Raw genomic sequence first — 16,186 nt, forward strand, 5'->3', positions numbered from 1 at the left:
CTAGGTCTGCGCGGGCGGCGGTGCTTCTCGATTCCTGATCGGTCGGGTGACCTGCTTGGTGACGCAGGACGGCAGCTCGTGCGCGGCGGCGGTGGCCGCGCGGCGCCGGTACTCGCTGGGCGACATCCCGACGAGCTCGGAGAAGCGGGTGGAGAACGTGCCCAGCGAGCTCGACCCGACGGCGAAGCAGACCTCGGTGACGGACAGGTCGCCGCGGCGCAGCAGCGCCATCGCGCGTTCGACGCGGCGCGTCATGAGGTAGCTGTACGGCGACTCGCCGTAGGTGGCACGGAACTGGCGGCTCAGGTGCCCGGCCGACATCCCGGCGTCGGCCGCGAGCGCCTCGACGTCGAGGGGTTGGGCGTGGTCGCGGTCGATGCGGTCGCGGACGCGGCGCAGGACGGCGAGGTCGCGCAGCCGTTGGTCGGCGGCGGTCCGGGTCATGGGTCGATGCTGCCATGTCGTGCCGGGGTGGGGCGGGTGCGGGCGTGCCGACGGCCGGACCTGCGGGGTGCGGGTCCGGCCGTCGGTGCGCTCCCGGTGGGCCGAGCGGGTGGGAGCGCGGTGCACGCGGGTGGCGTGCGGGTCGGTGTCAGGCCTGCATGTCCATGACGACGCGGCCGTCGATGGCGCCGTGGAGCATCTCGTCGAAGATGTCGTTGATGTCGGCGAGGGGGCGGACGGTGTAGGTGGGTTCGATGAGCCCGCGGGCGAAGAAGTCGAGGGCTTCGGTCATGTCCTTGCGGGTGCCGACGATGGAGCCGCGGACGGTGAGCCCGAACAGGACGGTGGAGAAGATGTCGAGGCCGAACTCCTCGGGGGGCAGGCCGACGAGGGAGACGGTGCCGCCGCGGCGTAGTCCGCCGACGGCCTGGGGGAAGGCCTTGCCGTTGACGGCGGTGACGAGGCCGCCGTGGGCTCCGCCGCCGGTGACCTCGTGGATGCGGGCGACGACGTCGTCGGTGGTGCGGGCGTTGACGGTGGCCTCGGCGCCGTGCCGGCGGGCGAGGGCGAGCTTGTCGTCGGAGACGTCGACGGCGACGACGCGCATGCCCATGGCGTGGGCGTACTGGACGGCGATGTGGCCGAGGCCGCCGATGCCTGAGATGAGGACCCACTGGCCGGGCTTGACCTCGGACTCCTTGAGGCCCTTGTAGACGGTGACGCCGGCGCACAGGATGGGTGCGGCGGCGGCGAGGTCGACGCCGGCGGGCACGATGGGGGCGTAGGTGGCGTCGACGAGCATGTATTGGCCGAAGGAGCCGTCGACGGAGTAGCCGCCGTTGAGCTGGTTCGGGCAGAGGGTCTCGCGGCCGGTCTCGCAGTACTCGCACTCGCCGCAGGCGCTCCACAGCCAGGCGTTGCCGACGGTGTCGCCGACGTGCAGGCGGGTGACGTCGTCGGCGACGGCCACGACCTCGCCGACGCCTTCGTGGCCGGGGATGAAGGGCGGGGTGGGCTTGACGGGCCAGTCGCCGTGGGCGGCGTGCAGGTCGGTGTGGCAGACGCCGGAGTAGAGCACCTTGACGAGTGCCTGGCCGGGGCCGGGGGTGGGGAGCTCGGCGTCGGTGACGTCGAGGGGGGCGCGGAACTCGCGGACGACGGCGGCCTTCATGGTCATGGTGACCTCCTGGGTCGGACCTGGCTGTTCTTCGGTGTGGGGTCCGGTCGTCGGGAGGCGGGCCCCGGGTTGTCGATGCCTCCACTCTAGGCCTTGTGGTCAGACCACACCGTGCCGAGGTGTTGTGATCCTGCTCCCACGTGGTGGTGCTCCCCCGGTTCCGCGGCCCGCGTGTGTCAGGCGGACTCGACGAGCACGACCGAGACGTCCGCCGTGCTGAGGGTCAGGGTGTCGCCGTCGAGCTCGAGCGTCGGCTCGGCGCCCAGCACGCCCGCGAACCAGTCGTCCTGCGCCATCAGGTCATCGGAGCACGCCATCCGGGTCGAGGCGATCTGACCGGTCAGGCGCAGCACCCCGTCGTCCCACGTCGCCGGCGCCGACATGCTGTTGCAGCCCGGCTGCGCACCCACCGTGCCGTCGGAGAAGACCAGCACCAGACGGCTGCCCTCGACCAGCTCGTGGCCCGTGCTCGACGCCGCCACGAACGTCCGTCCCTCCAGGTCCGGCGGCGAGGAGCACGCCGCGAGCGCCAGCGTGGCGGCCAGGAGCAGGGCGAGGGCGGCGAGGAGGCGGCGGGTCACCCGGTCAGGCTAGGCGCTGGTGCTGGGTGCGCGCTGGAGGCGTGGTGCCCGGGCGGGCCGCTACGGTACGGGCGTGACCTCGGAGCTGTCCGGCCTGGACGACGCGCAGCGTGGCCTGGTGGCGCGCTGGTTCGGCGAGGTCGAGGTGGTGGCGGACCTGTCGTGGGGGCTGACGTCGACGCGGGTGCTGCGGCTGCGCCGCGCGGACGGCCCGGACGTCGCCCTCAAGGCGTCCGGGCCGGCCGATCATCACCTGGTCCGGGAGATCGCCGCGCACGAGGAGGTCCTCGCGCCCCTGGTCGCGGGCGGACGGTGGCCGCGGCTGCTGCACGCCGACCGCGAGCGCCGGGTGCTGGCCACGGCGTGGCTCGACGGGGAGCTCGTGGAGGGCACGCGCGCGGAGCGCATCCCGGACACGTACCGGCAGGCGGGGCGGGCGCTGGCGGACCTGCACGCGCTGGGCTCGCGGGTGGACGGCGACTTCGAGGCCGCGGCGGACGCCCGCGCCCTGGCGTGGCTGGACGGGCCGCACCGCCTCGCGCCGGACGTCGTGGAGCAGCTACGTCGGGTGATCCGCGCGCACGAGCACCCCCCGGTGCGGGTGGTGCCCACGCACGGCGACTTCCAGCCCCGCAACTGGCTGGTCGACGCCTCCGTGGTGCGGGTCATCGACCTGGGCCGGGCCGAATGGCGTCCCGGCATGACCGACCTGGCGCGCCTCGCCCGTCAGCAGCTCGCTGCGCCCGGCGCGCTGCGGGACGCGTTCGTCGACGGGTACGGGGCGCCCTGGCCGGACGGGGCGGCGTGGCGGCGGGTGCTGGTGCGCGAGGCCGTCGGCACCGCGGCGTGGGCGTACCTCGTCGGGGACGCCGAGTTCGAGGCGCAGGGGCATCGCATGGTCGCGCAGGCGCTCGCGGCGGACCAGCCGGACCGGTGAGGGAGCGCCATCCCCGGCGACGACCACCCGATGGACGGGCAATCCCGGCGAAACATGACTCGCCGATGATGAGGGCGTGAACGTCTCTCTCGACTCCCCCCTGCGCGACGACGTGCAGCTCCTGCTCGACGAGCATCTCGCCGAGATGCGGGCCACCTCTCCCCCGGAGTCCGTGCATGCCCTGGAGGCGGCGGCGCTCGCAGTGCCGGAGGTCCGGTTCGTCACGGCCCGCGACGACGACGGCACCCTGCTCGGGTGCGGGGCGCTGCGCGAGATCGAGGCCGGCCCGGGCGGGCACGGGGAGCTGAAGTCGATGCGTACCGCTCGCGCGGCTCGGGGGCGGGGCGTGGCGTCGGCGGTGCTGGACAGGATCCTGGACCTCGCCCTGGAGCGCGGGTACGCGCGGGTCAGCCTCGAGACGGGCGCCGAGCCGTTCTTCGTGCCCGCCCGCACCCTGTATGCGCGGCGGGGGTTCGTCGAGTGCGGACCCTTCGCCCACTACCGCCCCGACCCGAACAGCGTGTTCATGACCCTGACCCTGGCCGCCGCTCCTCTGTGACCCGCCCGGCGCTCGTCGAGCCGTCGCGGCCGAAGCGGGCCAGCAGGTGCCAGGCCTGCTTGAGCGTGCGGGCGTCGACGACGCCACGCGCCCGCCAAGGCCCCATCCGGGCGGGCGTCAGGGTCCCCTGCCCGGCGATCCGGGCGGCGAGGCGTACCGGCCCCGGCCCTCGGTAGGCCGGATCGAGGGCCGCGACCGACGCCCGGTACCCGGCATGCCACTGCACCGCCACTCCGGTAGCGGACGCGACGTCCGCGAGCGCCGTGCCGCGGTAGGACGGGTCGAGCACGATCGCCTCGACGTCCTCGGCGAGTCAGACGCCGCCGTGCACGTGCGCCTCGACGTACCGGTCGAGGGGGTCGGCGGGCAGGTCGCAGCGGTGTCGTAGGCCCGCCCGAAGAGGCGGCTCTCCCACGTCCAGCGGTCGCCGCCGCGGTGGGCGGTGAGGCCGCCGTTGCTCGTCCCGGTCTCGAACTGGCTGCGGTAGACGCCGTCGGTGGCGATGGCGTCGAGCACGGTCCGGTGGTGCGCGGCCGGGGCGTCGGGGTGGAAGTGCAGCACGACGCGTGCGTGGGGTGGCAGCGGCGGGCCCGCGGCGTGCGCGCGCACGTGCTCGACCGCTGTCCGCCAAGGTGCGGGCCCGGACGTCATAGTGCCGGGGTGCCGGTCTGGGACGGAGTGGCGGCGAGCAGCGGCCACCAGTGCCGCTCGCTCAGCGCCGACCCGGGTCCGGCGGGCAGCCAGGTGCCGGAGACCTGTGGTGCGCCGTCCGCCTGCCAGACGGTGAAGTGGCAGTCCGGGGTCGGCCACGGGAAGCAGGGCGTGGGGGCGGCCACGACGTTGCGGACGTAGCCGACCAGCTGGGGCTCGGTGGCCAGGGCCAGGACGTCGCGAGCGAGCGCGGTGACGGTGGCGTGGCCGTCGCCCGCGTCGGCCACGGTGCGGGTGGGCAGGTCGAGACGGCCCGTGCCGTCGTCGCGGGGCACGCAGAACACCTCGTCGCCGTGTCTCAGCAGCAGGCGCACCAGGCCCGTGGGTGCGGGCGCCGTGCCGCCCGGGTCGAGGACGACGTCTGCGCGCCCACCGGGCGGGAGCCAGGGGGCGTCGGGACGGCTGGTCAGGACAGCGGCGCGCACCGGTCCACCGTAGCGGGGCCGCCGTGCGTGGGGTGTCTTCGTGCTGGTCAGCGCGTCATAGGTCGCCGGTAGGGTCCGCCTCATGGCGTACACCGAGAAGCGCAGCTCGCGGGACGGGTCGACGACGCACGTGGGGCGGTTCCGGGTGGACGGGCGACTGCGCAGCACGCGGGCGTTCCGGTCGCGGCGGGACGCGCTGGCCGAGGCGCGCCGGGCCGAGGAGGCCGGCAAGCGCGGCGAGTGGGTCGACCCGCGCTCGGGGACGGTCACGGTGGCCGACTGGTTCACGGCGTGGCAGCAGGGCCGGGTGGACCGGGCGCCGCGCACCCTGGAGGCGGAGCGGGAACGGTTCGGCTCCCTGGTGGCCCCGACGTTCGGCGAGGTCCCGCTGCGGCAGGTCGCGCACGACGACGTGGCCCGGTGGGCGGCCACCATGACGGCGCCTCGCTCGGGGCAGGTGGCCTCGGCCGCCCGGCGACGCGACGCGGTGCGGCTGCTGGTGGCGCTGCTGGACGGGGCGGTGGACGCGCGCCGTCTGACGGCGAACCCGGCGCGCACCCCGTCGGGCCGGGTGCCGTCGCTGCCCCGCGCGCCGAAGACCAAGCCGCACCGGTACCTGTCCCACGAGCAGCTGCGCCGGGTCGCGGACGCCACGAGCGCGCCGAGTGCTCGCACCCTGGTGCTGCTGGCCGGTCTGACCGGTCTGCGCTGGGGCGAGGTGTCGGCGCTGCGCGCCGGGGACGTGGACCTGCTGCGCCGCCGCGTCACGGTGGAGCGCGCGTACACGCGTCTCGACGACGGCACCCTGCTGCTCGGGGACACCAAGACGCACGCCCGCCGGGAGGTGCCGCTGCCCGGTGTGCTGGCCGCCGACGTCGAGGCGCTGCTTCCCGCGGCGGGCGGTGGCCTGCTCTTCACGGGGCGCGGCAGTGCGCCGCTGCGCCGCGAGAGCTTCGACCGGCACACGTTCCGGCCGGCCGTCGCCGCCGCCGGGGGTGCCGTCGCGACCCTGCAGGAGCTGCTCGGTGTGCCGGTGAGCGGACTGTTCGACGCCGGCACCCTGTTCGCGGTCCGCGCGGTGCAGCGGCGGGCGGCCCTGGTCGCCGACGGCGTGGTGGGACCGGTGACCTGGGCGGTCCTGACCGAGGCCGACCGACAACGCCGCGACCACCTGGACCGTGGTGCCCGCATCTCCCGCACCCGCCGCCTCGAGCAGGCCGCCCGCGTGACCCTGTCCGTCGGGGCGGAGGACTTCGCCACCCTGACCCTGCACGACCTGCGGCACACCGCCGCCTCCCTGGCCATCGCCGGCGGCGCGAACGTCAAGGCCGTCCAGCGGCTCCTCGGGCACGAGTCCCCCGTGCTCACCCTGCGCACCTACGCCGGCCTGTTCGAGGACGACCTCGACCGGCTCGGCGAGGCGATGTCCGCGCAGTTCGCGGCGTACGACACGACCAGCGGCGCTCACCACACGCTCTCGGAGCCCGTCGAAGCCTTCGCGCACGTCGCTCAGCTGCGCCCGGCAGCAGCACTCTGACCTGGACAAACACCGTGCGCGTCGCGCCGCCACCGGCTTATTGCGCACCCGCTTTGGAAAAGCGGGTGTCGGCAGACAAAGGTGAGGAATCGTCGTAATGTCGCGCTACTCCTCCGACTACTCCGCATCGGATGGTCGCGGCGAGGTCCGTGAGGCCGCGCGACGTTGTCCCAGACGCCTCCTGCGCGCCGCCGGCCGACGACGCCCGGCCTTGCTCCGCACGCCCCGCACGCCCTGATCGCGGCTCGCGCACGCGCGTACCCGCCAAGACCCGAGGTGACCATGCCCGTCGAACCGACCATCGAGCGCCCGACCGGGGCCGCTCGACCCGCCGACACGCTCCACGAGGACGGTTCGGGCACCCCGGACGCACCGGCCCCCGCACCGGTCGCCACCCTCCCCCGCCCCGCGGACGACGCCCGCCGGTCCGCCGCCGGTGACCCCGCACCGGCGGGCGACACCGTGGACGGCCCCGACCGGCCGGCGGCCGGACCGCGCGAGCGGGTCTTCGCCGCCGCCGACGCCCTGACCGCCGAGGGCGGCGCCGTGACGGTCGCGACGGTGCGCGACCGCGCGGGCTGCTCCAACGCCCTGGCGACGGAGCACCTGCGGGCGTGGCGGGCCGACCGCGCGGCCGCGCAGGCCGCCGAGGACAGCACGCCCGACCTGCCGCCCGCCGTCGCGCAGCTCGTCGAGCGGGCGGTGGCGGCGCTGTGGCGGGAGGCGGTGTCCGGCGCGCGCACGCTGCACGACGCCGACCTCGCCCGAGCACGCGCCGCCGCCGACGCCACCCGCGCCGACACCGAGCTGCTCGCGGCCGACCTCGACGCGCTGCGCGAAGAGGCCCGCGCCGCCCGGTCGCAGGCGGACCTCGCCCGCGCCCACGCCGCGGACCGCGAGGACCGGCTCGCCGCCGAGGCCACCGCGCGCCGCACCGCCGAGGGCGCCGCCGTGCGGTCCGCCGCGACGGTCGACGAGCTGCGCGCCGCCCTGGCTGCCCGCACCGCCGAGGTCGAGGACCTGCGCCGACGTCTCGCCGTCGCCGACGAGGCCCGGTCGGCCGCCGAGCGCGACCACGCCCGCGCCGACGAGCAGGTCGGGGCCGAGCGCCGCACGAACGACGACCTGCGCGAACGCCTGGACGAGGCCCGCGAGGAGATCGCCCGGGCGCGCCAGGACCGCGCCGTCGCCGACGGGGACGCCGCGGCCGCCCGGACGGACGCCGCCCGCCTCGACGGGGAGGTCGCCGCCCTGCGTGACGCGCTGCGCGACGCCCGCGAGCAGGCCCTGGAGGCCGAGCGGGACCGCGCCGTGCAGGCCGCGGCCCGCGCCCAGGCCGAGGGCGAGGCCGCCGGGCTGCGCTCGGTGCTGTCCGCGCGGGAGGGCCGCCCTTCCTGATCTTCGCCGGTCCCGGCGGCGCGGGCCGTCAGCCCCAGGAGCCCCGCGCGTGCTGGAACACGAGGTTGGTCTCCGTCAGCGCGACCCCGGGGTTCGCCGACAGGTGCGTGATGACGAACTCGTTGAGACCGTCGGTGTCCGGGGCGGCCACGTGCACGAAGAAGTCGTGCGCACCACCGAGAAGGAAGACGTCGAGCACGCCCGGCAGCGCGACGAGCTCGCGCGCGAACTGCGGCAGGTGCGCCCGGGCGGTGCCCTGCATCCGCACCGCGATGATCGCCTGCAGGGGACGGCCCGCACGGGCCGGGTCCACGTCGACGTGGAAGCCGCGGATCACGCCCGCCTCCCGCAGCCGTCGCACCCGCGCCAGGCAGGTCGACGGCGCCACCCCGACCCGCTCGGCCAGCGCGTTGTTCGCCAGCCGGGCGTCGTCCGCGAGCGCCGCGAGGATGCGGTGGTCGACCTCGTCGAGGCGCACCGTGTCCTCGCCCCGGCGCTCCAGGCCGGAGTGCCCGCCGAGGCGGGCCCGCAGATCGTGCGCCGCGACGCCGACGACGGGGGGTCGCTTCGAAGATTCGGGCACCATGACGGCAATCTACCGAAGGATCGACCGATCCGGGCGGCCAGACCGCAGGAGTGCCGCAGACTGGGGGTGAGCACGGTCACACCCCGACCGGCGCCCGCACGCTCGCACACTGAGCCCGACCCGAAGGCGGAGCCATGGACGTCGCCGTCCCCACCGAAGTGAAGAACCACGAGGGCCGGGTGGCGATCACCCCGGCCGGCGTGCACGAGCTGACCGCGCGCGGGCATCGCGTGCATGTCCAGTCCGGGGCCGGTCTGGGCGCGGGCATCACCGACGACGACTTCGCGGGGGCGGGTGCCCGGATCACCCCGGACGCCGCGGCGACGTGGGACGCCGGGGAGCTGGTGCTCAAGGTCAAGGAGCCGGTCGCCGCGGAGTACGGGCACCTGCGCCCCGGGCAGACGCTGTTCACCTACCTGCACCTGGCGGCGGACAAGGCGCTCACCGAGGAGCTGCTGGCCCGGCGGGTGACGGCGATCGCCTACGAGACGGTCCAGACGGCGTCGGGGGCGCTGCCGCTGCTCGCGCCGATGTCGGAGGTGGCGGGGCGGCTGGCCACCCAGGTGGGTGCGGCCGCCCTCCAGAGCGCCGCCGGTGGTCGCGGGGTGCTGCTCGGCGGGGTGCCGGGGGTGGCCGCGGGGCACGTGGTGGTGATCGGCGCCGGCACGTCGGGGATGAACGCCGCCCGGGTCGCGGTGGGCATGGGTGCGCGCGTCACCCTGCTCGACAAGAACGTGGACGTGCTGCGTGCCGCCGACCGTGAGCTGGCGGGGCGGGTGCAGACCCTGGCGTCGAACCGGCTGACGGTCACCGAGGCGGTCCTGGAGGCGGACCTGGTCGTCGGTGCCGTGCTCGTGCCGGGCGCGAAGGCTCCGGTGCTGGTGAGCAACGACGTCGTGGCCGCGATGCGTCCGGGGTCGGTGCTCGTCGACGTGGCGATCGACCAGGGTGGGTGCTTCGAGGACTCCCGGCCCACCACGCACGACCGCCCCACCTACCGGGTGCACGACGCGGTGTTCTACTGCGTGGCGAACATGCCCGGCGCGGTGGCGCGCACGTCCACGTACGCGCTGACCAACGTCACCCTGCCGTACGTGGTGGCGCTCGCGGACACGGGGTGGCGGGATGCCCTGCGCGCGGACGCGGCGCTCGCGGCGGGCCTGAACACGTACGACGGCGAGGTGGTGCACCCGGCGGTGGCGGGTGCGCTGTCGCGGGGGCACGCGGCGCTGGACGCGGTGCTCTGAGGCGTCGGGCGGTGGGTCCTCAGCGGTGGGTGCCGCCGAGGGCGCGGCCGATGGCGCGCACCAGGCCGGAGGTGTCGACGGCGCCGCGCCGGTAGGCGGCCACGACGCTCCCGACGGCGGTGGCGACGCCGCCGTGGCCGAGGTCGGCGCGCCACACGGGCCGGTCGAAGACGGCGGTGCGGACCGCGGGGCCGCGCACGAGGCGGCCGGCGAGCCGGGGGGCGTCGGCGGTCCGCAGCGTGGAGGTGCGGTAGCGGGCGCCCGGGTCCCAGCGGGGGGCGGGGTGCGCGGCGTCGGACATGGGCACATCCTCGCGGGGTGCGCGGCGGCACGCAAGACCTGCGGGGACCGCACCACCGGTGGCGTCCCCGCAGGTCGGGCGGCGGGCGGCCTCAGGCGTCGGGGAAGCCCTGCGGGTTGGCCTGCTGCCAGCGCCAGGTGTCGGCGCACATGTCGTCGATCGTCTTGACGGCCTGCCAGCCGAGCTCGGTCTGCGCGCGGGTCGGGTCGGCCCAGAACGCGGGCAGGTCGCCGGCGCGGCGGGGCCCGACCTCGTAGGGCAGCTCGCGGCCGACGGCACGCTCGAACGCCTGGAGCATGGCGAGCACGGACGTGCCGGTGCCGGTGCCGAGGTTGAACGCCCGCACGGGGGTGACCATGTCGTCGAGGTGCTCGAGCGCGGCGACGTGCCCGGCGGCCAGGTCCTCCACGTGCAGGTAGTCGCGCTCGCAGGTGCCGTCGGCGGTGGGGTAGTCGTCGCCGAAGACGGTGAGCTTGTCGCGGCGCCCGACGGCGACCTGCGCGATGAACGGCATGAGGTTGTTGGGGATGCCCTGGGGGTCCTCGCCGATCTGCCCCGACGGGTGCGCCCCGACGGGGTTGAAGTAGCGCAGCAGCGCGACCCGCAGCGCGGGGTCGGCGGCGGCGACGTCGGCCATGATGCGCTCGATCATCACCTTCGTCTGCCCGTAGGGGGACGAGGAGGACAGCCGGTCGTAGTCCTCGGTGTACGGCACGGGGGCGTGCTCGCCGTACACGGTCGCGGACGACGAGAACACGAGGCGGTGCACGCCGTGGTGGCGCATCGCCTCCAGCAGCGACAGCGTGGAGTCGAGGTTGTTGCGGTAGTACTCCAGGGGCTTGGCCACCGACTCCCCCACGGCCTTGAGGCCGGCGAAGTGGACGACGGCGTCGATCTGCTCGTGCGCGAACAGCCGCTCCGTCTTGGCGGCGTCGGTCAGGTCGATGGCGTGCACGGGCACGTGCACCCCGGACAGCGCCTCGAGGCGCCCCACCACGGTGGGCTTGGAGTTGGAGAAGTCGTCGACGACGACGACGTCGTGCCCCGCTGCGACGAGCGAGAGCACGGTGTGGGACCCGATGTAACCGGCACCGCCGGAGACCAGTACGCGCATGACGTCAGCCTATCGACGTCGCGGGCGTGCGTCGGTGCCGGTCACGGGGACCAGGTGCTCCCCGCTCAGCTCCCGCCGAGCAGGTCGGTGAAGTCGGGGGTCGCCGCGAACGGGTCGGCCGGGCCGGTGCGCCGCGAGCGCCCGAGCGTGACGGCGAGCTCGCGCCCGGCACGGTCGATGCGCCGGGTGAGCGCCCCGGTGGTCTCGGGGTCGCCGGCCCAGTCGTCGGTGGCGGCGAACACGCTGGTGGTGACGACGTCGGCGTGCAGGTAGGTCAGCAGGGGCCGCAGCGAGTACTCCAGCGCCAGGGAGTGGCGCGGGGTACCGCCGGTGGCCCCGAGCAGGACGGGCATGCCGGTGAGCACCTCGGGGTCGAGGATGTCGAGGAACGACTTGAACAGCCCCGAGTAGGTGGTGGTGAACAGCGGCGTGACCAGCACGAGGCCGTCGGCGTGCGCGACGGTGTCCAGGGCGGTGGCGAGGTCGCCGGACGGGAAGCCGGTGAGCATGGCGTCGACGATCGCGTGGGCGTGCTCGCGCAGCTCGACGACCTCCACGGCCACGGTGTACCCCTCGAGCTCGAGGGCGTCGCGGGTGGCCGCGGTGAGGCGGTCGGCCAGCAGGCGGGTCGACGACGGCTGGGACAGCCCGGCCGCCACGACCACCAGCGTGCGGGTGGCGTTCATCGGACACCTTCCTCGGCGCGGCGGCCGGTGACGTCGTCGGTGCCGTCACCGACGTGGGTGGCGGCGGACCTGCCGGCGGCGAGCGCGGCGGCTGCGCGCTCGGCGTGCGTGGGCGGGTTCAGCGGCACGTCGTCGGCGGGGCGCTTGGCCTCGACGATCTTGCGCAGCTCCGGCACGACCTCGCCGGCGAGGAGGTCGATCTGCTCCAGGACGGTCTTGAGCGGCAGGCCGGCGTGGTCGACGAGGAACAGCTGGCGCTGGTAGTAGCCGACGTCGTCGACGAACGACGCGTACCGGTCGATGACCTGCTGCGGGGAGCCGACGGTCAGGGGCGTCTGCGCGGAGAAGTCCTCCAGCGACGGGCCGTGGCCGTAGACGGGTGCGACGTCGAAGTAGGGGCGGAACTGCCGCACCGCCTCCTGGGAGCTCTTGTGCAGGAAGACCTGCCCGCCGAGGCCGACGATCGCCTGGTCGGCGCGCCCGTGGCCGTAGTGCTCGAAGCGCTGCCGGTAGAAGCGGACCATCTGCCGGGTGTGGTGCATGGGCCAGAAGATGTTGTTGTGCAGGAAACCGTCGCCGTAGAAGGCGGCCTGCTCGGCGATCTCCGGGGAGCGGATGGAGCCGTGCCACACGAACGGCGGCACACCGTCCAGGGGGCGGGGGGTGGAGGTGAAGCCCTGCAGGGGGGTGCGGAACTTGCCCTCCCAGTCCACGACGTCCTCGGTCCACAGCCGGCGCAGCAGCGCGTAGTTCTCGATCGCGAGCGGGATGCCGTTGCGGATGTCCTGGCCGAACCAGGGGTAGACGGGTCCGGTGTTGCCGCGGCCCATCATGAGGTCCATGCGCCCGTCGGAGATGACCTGGAGCATCGCGTACTCCTCGGCGAGGCGCACCGGGTCGTTCGTGGTGATCAGGGTCGTCGCCGTGGACAGGGTGATGTTCTTCGTCACCCCGGCGAGGTAGCCGAGCATGGTCGTCGGGCTGGACGCGACGAACGGGGGGTTGTGGTGCTCCCCGGTGGCGAAGACGTCCAGACCGGCCTCGTCCGCGTGGCGGGCGATGGTCAGCATCGCCCGGACACGTTCGGTGTCGTCGGGCGTGCGCCCCGTCGTCGGGTCGGTCGTGACGTCGGAGACGGAGAAGATGCCGAACTGCACGGCGGGCTCCCTTCCTGAAGGTCCATGCGTTTGCATGTACCCGCCCCAACCGCGGCGGTCCCTCCATTGTTCCCGACCTCGCGGGCGTCGCAGCCCGGCCCGGGCCGCACCCCGGGTGACCTCACCCACAGCCGGGCCGTCCAGGGGCTCCCCGACTTGCGTCGGCGCGGCCGCCCGGCGACCCTGGGACCGACCACGGCCCGCCGCCACCCGGCAGGCCGGTACGCTTCACCGGACCTTCACGCCCGGGCGGAACAACCGCCCCCGACGGCGCGTTGGCACCCAAGGCCCCATCCCCTCGACCCAGTGGAGGACGACATGCCCGACCGCTCCCTGCGTGGCATGAGCATCGGCAGCAAGAGCATGGAGTCCGACGAGGGCGTGGACTTCGCCCCGCGGTTCCAGGCCCACTACGACTGCCCCAACGGCCACACCATCATCCTGCCGTTCTCCACCGAGGCCGAGGTGCCCCCGCTGTGGGAGTGCCAGTGCGGCGGCGAGGCGCTCCTGCGCGACGCCGAGCGTCCCGAGGCCAAGCCCACCAAGCCGCAGCGCACCCACTGGGACATGCTGCTCGAGCGCCGCACCGTCTCCGAGCTCGAGGAGCTCCTCGACGAGCGTCTCGAGCTGCTGCGCGCCGGCAAGCTCCGCCGCTCCGCCTGAGCCGGACCGCAGGCTCGGGCGGCATCAGCACCGCCTGAGCCGGACCGTCCGGACCACGAAGGGCGCCGCTCCCCCACGGGAGCGGCGCCCTTCGTCGTGCCCGGACGAACCGTGCGTCAGGCGCGGGTGGCCACGCCGCGGCGCTCGCGGCCGCGCAGCTGCGCCCACCGGTGCGCGGCGCCCCAGCGGGTGACCTTCGTCAGGGCCTCGACGACGATGCCGCGGGACATCTTGGAGACCCCTGCGGTGCGCTCGACGAACGTGATCGGCACCTCGGCGACGGTGCCGCCGCCGCGCAGCACCCGCCACGTCATGTCGACCTGGAAGCAGTAGCCGTGCGACTCCACGGTCGGCAGGTCGAGGGCGCGCAGGGTGGCGGCGCGGAACGCCCGGTACCCGCCGGTGGCGTCCTTGACGCCGATCCCCAGGGCGAGGCGCACGTAGGTGTTGCCGCCGCGGGACAGCAGCAGGCGGTGCCGCGGCCAGTTGACGACCTCTCCCCCGGGCACCCACCGCGACCCGATGACGAGCCCGGGCGCGTCGGGGGCGGCGGACCGCTCCAGCAGGCGTACCAGCTCCTCGGGCCGGTGGGAGCCGTCGGCGTCCATCTCGCACAGCACGTCGTAGCCGCGCTCCAGACCCCACGCGAAGCCCGCGACGTACGCGGCGCCGAGGCCACCCTTGCCCTGGCGGTGCAGGACGTGGACCTGCGGGTCGGTCGCCGCGGCCTCGTCGGCCCACGCGCCGGTGCCGTCCGGGGAGGCGTCGTCGACGACGAGCACGTCGACGTCCGGCACGGCGGCGCGCAGCCGCCCCAACGTCACCGGCAGCGACTCCCGCTCGTCGTACGTCGGGATGATCACCAGGGTCCTCACGCGTCCTCCTCGAGGCGTCGACCGGCCAGTCCAGAGGCGAACCCTGCCACGACCAGCGCGACCGCCGCCACCCCCGCGACCCAGCCGGGCCAGTACCCGGCCCGCACGGCCGGGGTGAGGGTGGTGCGCAGCGGCAGGTCGGCGACGATCTGCTCGGCGGTGAACAGCTCGGTGTCGGCCACGAGGGTGCCGTCGGGCGCCACGACCCCCGACACGCCCACCGTGGAGACCTGCACGGCCGCGCGCCCCGTCGTCATCGCCTGCATGCGCGTCATCTGCAGCTGCTGGGTGGACTCCGCGGAGTACCCGAACGACGCGTTGTTGGTCGGCACCACGAGAACCTGGGCGCCGCGCTGCACGGCGTCGCGCACGATCTCGTCGTACGCGACCTCGAAGCAGATGACGGTCGCCATCGGCACCGTGCCGCCCTCGGCGCGCGGCAGGTCGATCACCGCCGGCTCGGTGCCGGGCAGCATGTCGTTGGTGACCCGGTCGACCTCGGCGGAGAAGACCCGCACGAAGGAGCGCAGCGGGATGTACTCCCCGAACGGCGCCGGGTGCTGCTTCGCGTACCGGGCGGTGACGCCCTGCCCGGCCTGCCACAGCAGGGACACGTTGTAGCGACCCCCGGTGGGGGGATACTCCTGGGCGCCCACGAGGATCGGCGCCCCCACGGCCTCGGCCGCGCCGTCGAGGGCGGCGGCGACCTCGGGCACCTCCTGCGGGTCCAGGTCGGAGCCGTTCTCCGGCCACAGCACGACGTCGAGACCGGCGTCGCGCCGCGCGAGCGCGGAGGTGCCCTCGAGGTGGTTGTTCAGCACCTCGGCACGGTTCGCGAACGACCCCAGGCCCGGCTCGCCGACGTTGCCCTGCACCGCCCCGACGCGCAGCACCGGGCCGGGCACCTCGTGCGTGGCGGTGTCCGCGTCCACGGTGAGGGTGGCCAGGTCGGCGGTGGCGACCGGCGGGGCGGGATCGGCGCCCGCGGGCAGCGGCAGCAGCACCGGGAACAGCGCCGCCACCGCGGCGACGGCCACCAGCGAGCCCGCGGTGACACCGCGGTCGGCGCCCGAACCCGCCGCGCCCGCCGCGCCGGTGCGGGACCGGTCGGCCACCAGCGTCGCGACGTGCACGACGGCGAGCGCGAGCGTGACACCGACGAACGCGACGAGGAACGTCACCAGCGTCGTGCCGCCCAGCCACGCCGCCCGCCCCGTGGGGGCGTCGACCATCGCCCAGGCGAGCCGGCCCCACGGGAACCCGCCGAACGGGATCTCCGAGCGCCACTGCTCGACCGCGACGAACACCACCGCGAACGCCGCGGCGTGCGCCACCGAGCGCCCGACCCGGCGGCCTGCGGACGCGCCCGGCCGGGCCCGGCGCAGCAGCGGCAGCCGCCGCGCCCACGTCCACAGCGTGCCGAGCGCCGCCAGGAACGCCGCCTCCATGACCGACAGCGCCACCCACGGCACCGTGTCGGTGGCGATGTTCGCCCACCAGATGTGCGGCAGCCAGAACGTGAGTCCCGCGACCAGCCCGACCAGCAGGTTCCAGCCGGCGGCCCGCGGACCCTGCCGGCGCAGCGCCGCCCACAGCAGACCGACCCCGACGAACGCCGCCGGCCACCAGCCGACGTCCGGGAACGCGGCCCACAGGCTCGCGCCGGCCGCGACGGCCAGCAGCAGGCTCACCGGGCGGGACGGCCCCGCCGGCGGGACCGGTGCCGCCGGGTCGGACGGGTCGGGGCGGACGGGGGTGGCGCTCGCGGCGGCGTCGGCGGCGGTCACG

18 protein-coding genes and 1 pseudogene are annotated in these 16,186 nt (G+C 75.1%); 6 read left to right on the forward strand and 13 right to left on the reverse strand.

Annotated features, from left to right (window positions below):
* From I598_RS03150 to I598_RS03160, 3 genes are all read right to left on the reverse strand, one after another.
* On the reverse strand, positions 1 to 444 hold the full coding sequence (locus tag I598_RS03150) for a helix-turn-helix transcriptional regulator (protein WP_068201195.1): 444 nt from the start codon (positions 442 to 444) through the stop codon (positions 1 to 3).
* Between the two features lie 148 nt (positions 445 to 592).
* Positions 593 to 1,621 carry an alcohol dehydrogenase AdhP gene (gene adhP / locus I598_RS03155; RefSeq protein ID WP_068201197.1) on the reverse strand — a complete coding sequence of 343 codons (1,029 nt, stop codon included), beginning with the start codon at positions 1,619 to 1,621 and terminating at the stop codon, positions 593 to 595.
* A 176-nt stretch (positions 1,622 to 1,797) separates the two neighbouring features.
* Positions 1,798 to 2,202 (reverse strand): META domain-containing protein, encoded by a 405-nt coding sequence (locus I598_RS03160; protein ID WP_068201199.1) that lies wholly within the window; start codon positions 2,200 to 2,202, stop codon positions 1,798 to 1,800.
* Between the two features lie 73 nt (positions 2,203 to 2,275).
* On the opposite strand from I598_RS03160, the gene I598_RS03165 reads away from it, so the two are divergent.
* The gene (locus tag I598_RS03165; protein ID WP_083972813.1) at positions 2,276 to 3,139 is read left to right on the forward strand and encodes a phosphotransferase; all 864 of its coding nucleotides are present in this window, start codon (positions 2,276 to 2,278) and stop codon (positions 3,137 to 3,139) included.
* 76 nt (positions 3,140 to 3,215) lie between these two features.
* The gene (locus I598_RS03170; RefSeq protein WP_068201201.1) at positions 3,216 to 3,698 is read left to right on the forward strand and encodes a GNAT family N-acetyltransferase; all 483 of its coding nucleotides are present in this window, start codon (positions 3,216 to 3,218) and stop codon (positions 3,696 to 3,698) included.
* On the opposite strand, the gene I598_RS18005 is transcribed toward I598_RS03170, so the two are convergent.
* From I598_RS18005 to I598_RS03175, 3 genes and pseudogenes are all read right to left on the reverse strand, one after another.
* The gene (locus I598_RS18005) at positions 3,664 to 3,987 is read right to left on the reverse strand and encodes a DUF3626 domain-containing protein (protein WP_232314243.1); all 324 of its coding nucleotides are present in this window, start codon (positions 3,985 to 3,987) and stop codon (positions 3,664 to 3,666) included. The two genes, I598_RS03170 and I598_RS18005, sit on opposite strands and share 35 nt — an antisense overlap.
* Before the next feature lie 74 nt (positions 3,988 to 4,061).
* Positions 4,062 to 4,349 (reverse strand): annotated as a pseudogene (locus tag I598_RS18010) (DUF3626 domain-containing protein); the annotation flags it as partial.
* Positions 4,346 to 4,834 carry a hypothetical protein gene (locus tag I598_RS03175; RefSeq protein ID WP_068201202.1) on the reverse strand — a complete coding sequence of 163 codons (489 nt, stop codon included), beginning with the start codon at positions 4,832 to 4,834 and terminating at the stop codon, positions 4,346 to 4,348. The gene I598_RS03175 and the pseudogene I598_RS18010, both read right to left, overlap by 4 nt.
* A gap of 82 nt (positions 4,835 to 4,916) precedes the next feature.
* Between I598_RS03175 and I598_RS03180 the strand changes: the two genes are divergently transcribed.
* Complete coding sequence (locus I598_RS03180; RefSeq protein WP_068201204.1) at positions 4,917 to 6,371, forward strand: tyrosine-type recombinase/integrase; 1,455 nt, start codon at positions 4,917 to 4,919, stop codon at positions 6,369 to 6,371.
* Between the two features lie 282 nt (positions 6,372 to 6,653).
* Positions 6,654 to 7,769 (forward strand): DNA-binding protein, encoded by a 1,116-nt coding sequence (locus I598_RS03185; protein ID WP_068201206.1) that lies wholly within the window; start codon positions 6,654 to 6,656, stop codon positions 7,767 to 7,769.
* A 28-nt stretch (positions 7,770 to 7,797) separates the two neighbouring features.
* On the opposite strand, the gene I598_RS03190 is transcribed toward I598_RS03185, so the two are convergent.
* The gene (locus tag I598_RS03190; RefSeq protein WP_198155741.1) at positions 7,798 to 8,355 is read right to left on the reverse strand and encodes an Lrp/AsnC family transcriptional regulator; all 558 of its coding nucleotides are present in this window, start codon (positions 8,353 to 8,355) and stop codon (positions 7,798 to 7,800) included.
* A 134-nt stretch (positions 8,356 to 8,489) separates the two neighbouring features.
* Here I598_RS03190 and ald point away from each other — a divergent pair, with 134 nt between their 5' ends.
* Positions 8,490 to 9,602, forward strand: coding sequence for an alanine dehydrogenase (gene ald / locus I598_RS03195; protein WP_068201208.1), 1,113 nt, complete (start codon positions 8,490 to 8,492; stop codon positions 9,600 to 9,602).
* Positions 9,603 to 9,621: 19 nt separating this feature from the next.
* On the opposite strand, the gene I598_RS03200 is transcribed toward ald, so the two are convergent.
* The 4 genes from I598_RS03200 to I598_RS03215 form a co-directional block, all read right to left on the reverse strand.
* Entirely contained in the window at positions 9,622 to 9,903 is a 282-nt protein-coding gene (locus I598_RS03200; protein WP_068201209.1) for a hypothetical protein, read from the reverse strand.
* Between the two features lie 91 nt (positions 9,904 to 9,994).
* Positions 9,995 to 11,017 (reverse strand): UDP-glucose 4-epimerase GalE, encoded by a 1,023-nt coding sequence (gene galE / locus I598_RS03205; protein ID WP_068201211.1) that lies wholly within the window; start codon positions 11,015 to 11,017, stop codon positions 9,995 to 9,997.
* Between the two features lie 65 nt (positions 11,018 to 11,082).
* Positions 11,083 to 11,703, reverse strand: coding sequence for an FMN reductase (locus I598_RS03210; protein ID WP_068201213.1), 621 nt, complete (start codon positions 11,701 to 11,703; stop codon positions 11,083 to 11,085).
* Positions 11,700 to 12,860, reverse strand: a complete 1,161-nt coding sequence (locus I598_RS03215; protein WP_068201215.1) for an LLM class flavin-dependent oxidoreductase — start codon at positions 12,858 to 12,860, stop codon at positions 11,700 to 11,702. Before I598_RS03215 ends, I598_RS03210 begins: the two co-directional genes overlap by 4 nt.
* Before the next feature lie 318 nt (positions 12,861 to 13,178).
* On the opposite strand from I598_RS03215, the gene I598_RS03220 reads away from it, so the two are divergent.
* On the forward strand, positions 13,179 to 13,523 hold the full coding sequence (locus tag I598_RS03220; protein WP_068204838.1) for an RNA polymerase-binding protein RbpA: 345 nt from the start codon (positions 13,179 to 13,181) through the stop codon (positions 13,521 to 13,523).
* Between the two features lie 116 nt (positions 13,524 to 13,639).
* Here the strand turns inward: I598_RS03220 and I598_RS03225 are convergent, their stop codons facing one another.
* Both I598_RS03225 and lnt read right to left on the reverse strand, forming a co-directional pair.
* Positions 13,640 to 14,398 carry a polyprenol monophosphomannose synthase gene (locus tag I598_RS03225; protein WP_068201217.1) on the reverse strand — a complete coding sequence of 253 codons (759 nt, stop codon included), beginning with the start codon at positions 14,396 to 14,398 and terminating at the stop codon, positions 13,640 to 13,642.
* Entirely contained in the window at positions 14,395 to 16,185 is a 1,791-nt protein-coding gene (gene lnt / locus I598_RS03230) for an apolipoprotein N-acyltransferase (RefSeq protein ID WP_083972815.1), read from the reverse strand. The genes I598_RS03225 and lnt overlap by 4 nt, the downstream gene beginning before the upstream one ends.
* Between the last annotated feature and the right edge of the window lies 1 nt (position 16,186).

The sequence above is a fragment of the Isoptericola dokdonensis DS-3 genome (assembly GCF_001636295.1).
Taxonomy (GTDB): Bacteria; Actinomycetota; Actinomycetes; order Actinomycetales; family Cellulomonadaceae; genus Isoptericola; species Isoptericola dokdonensis.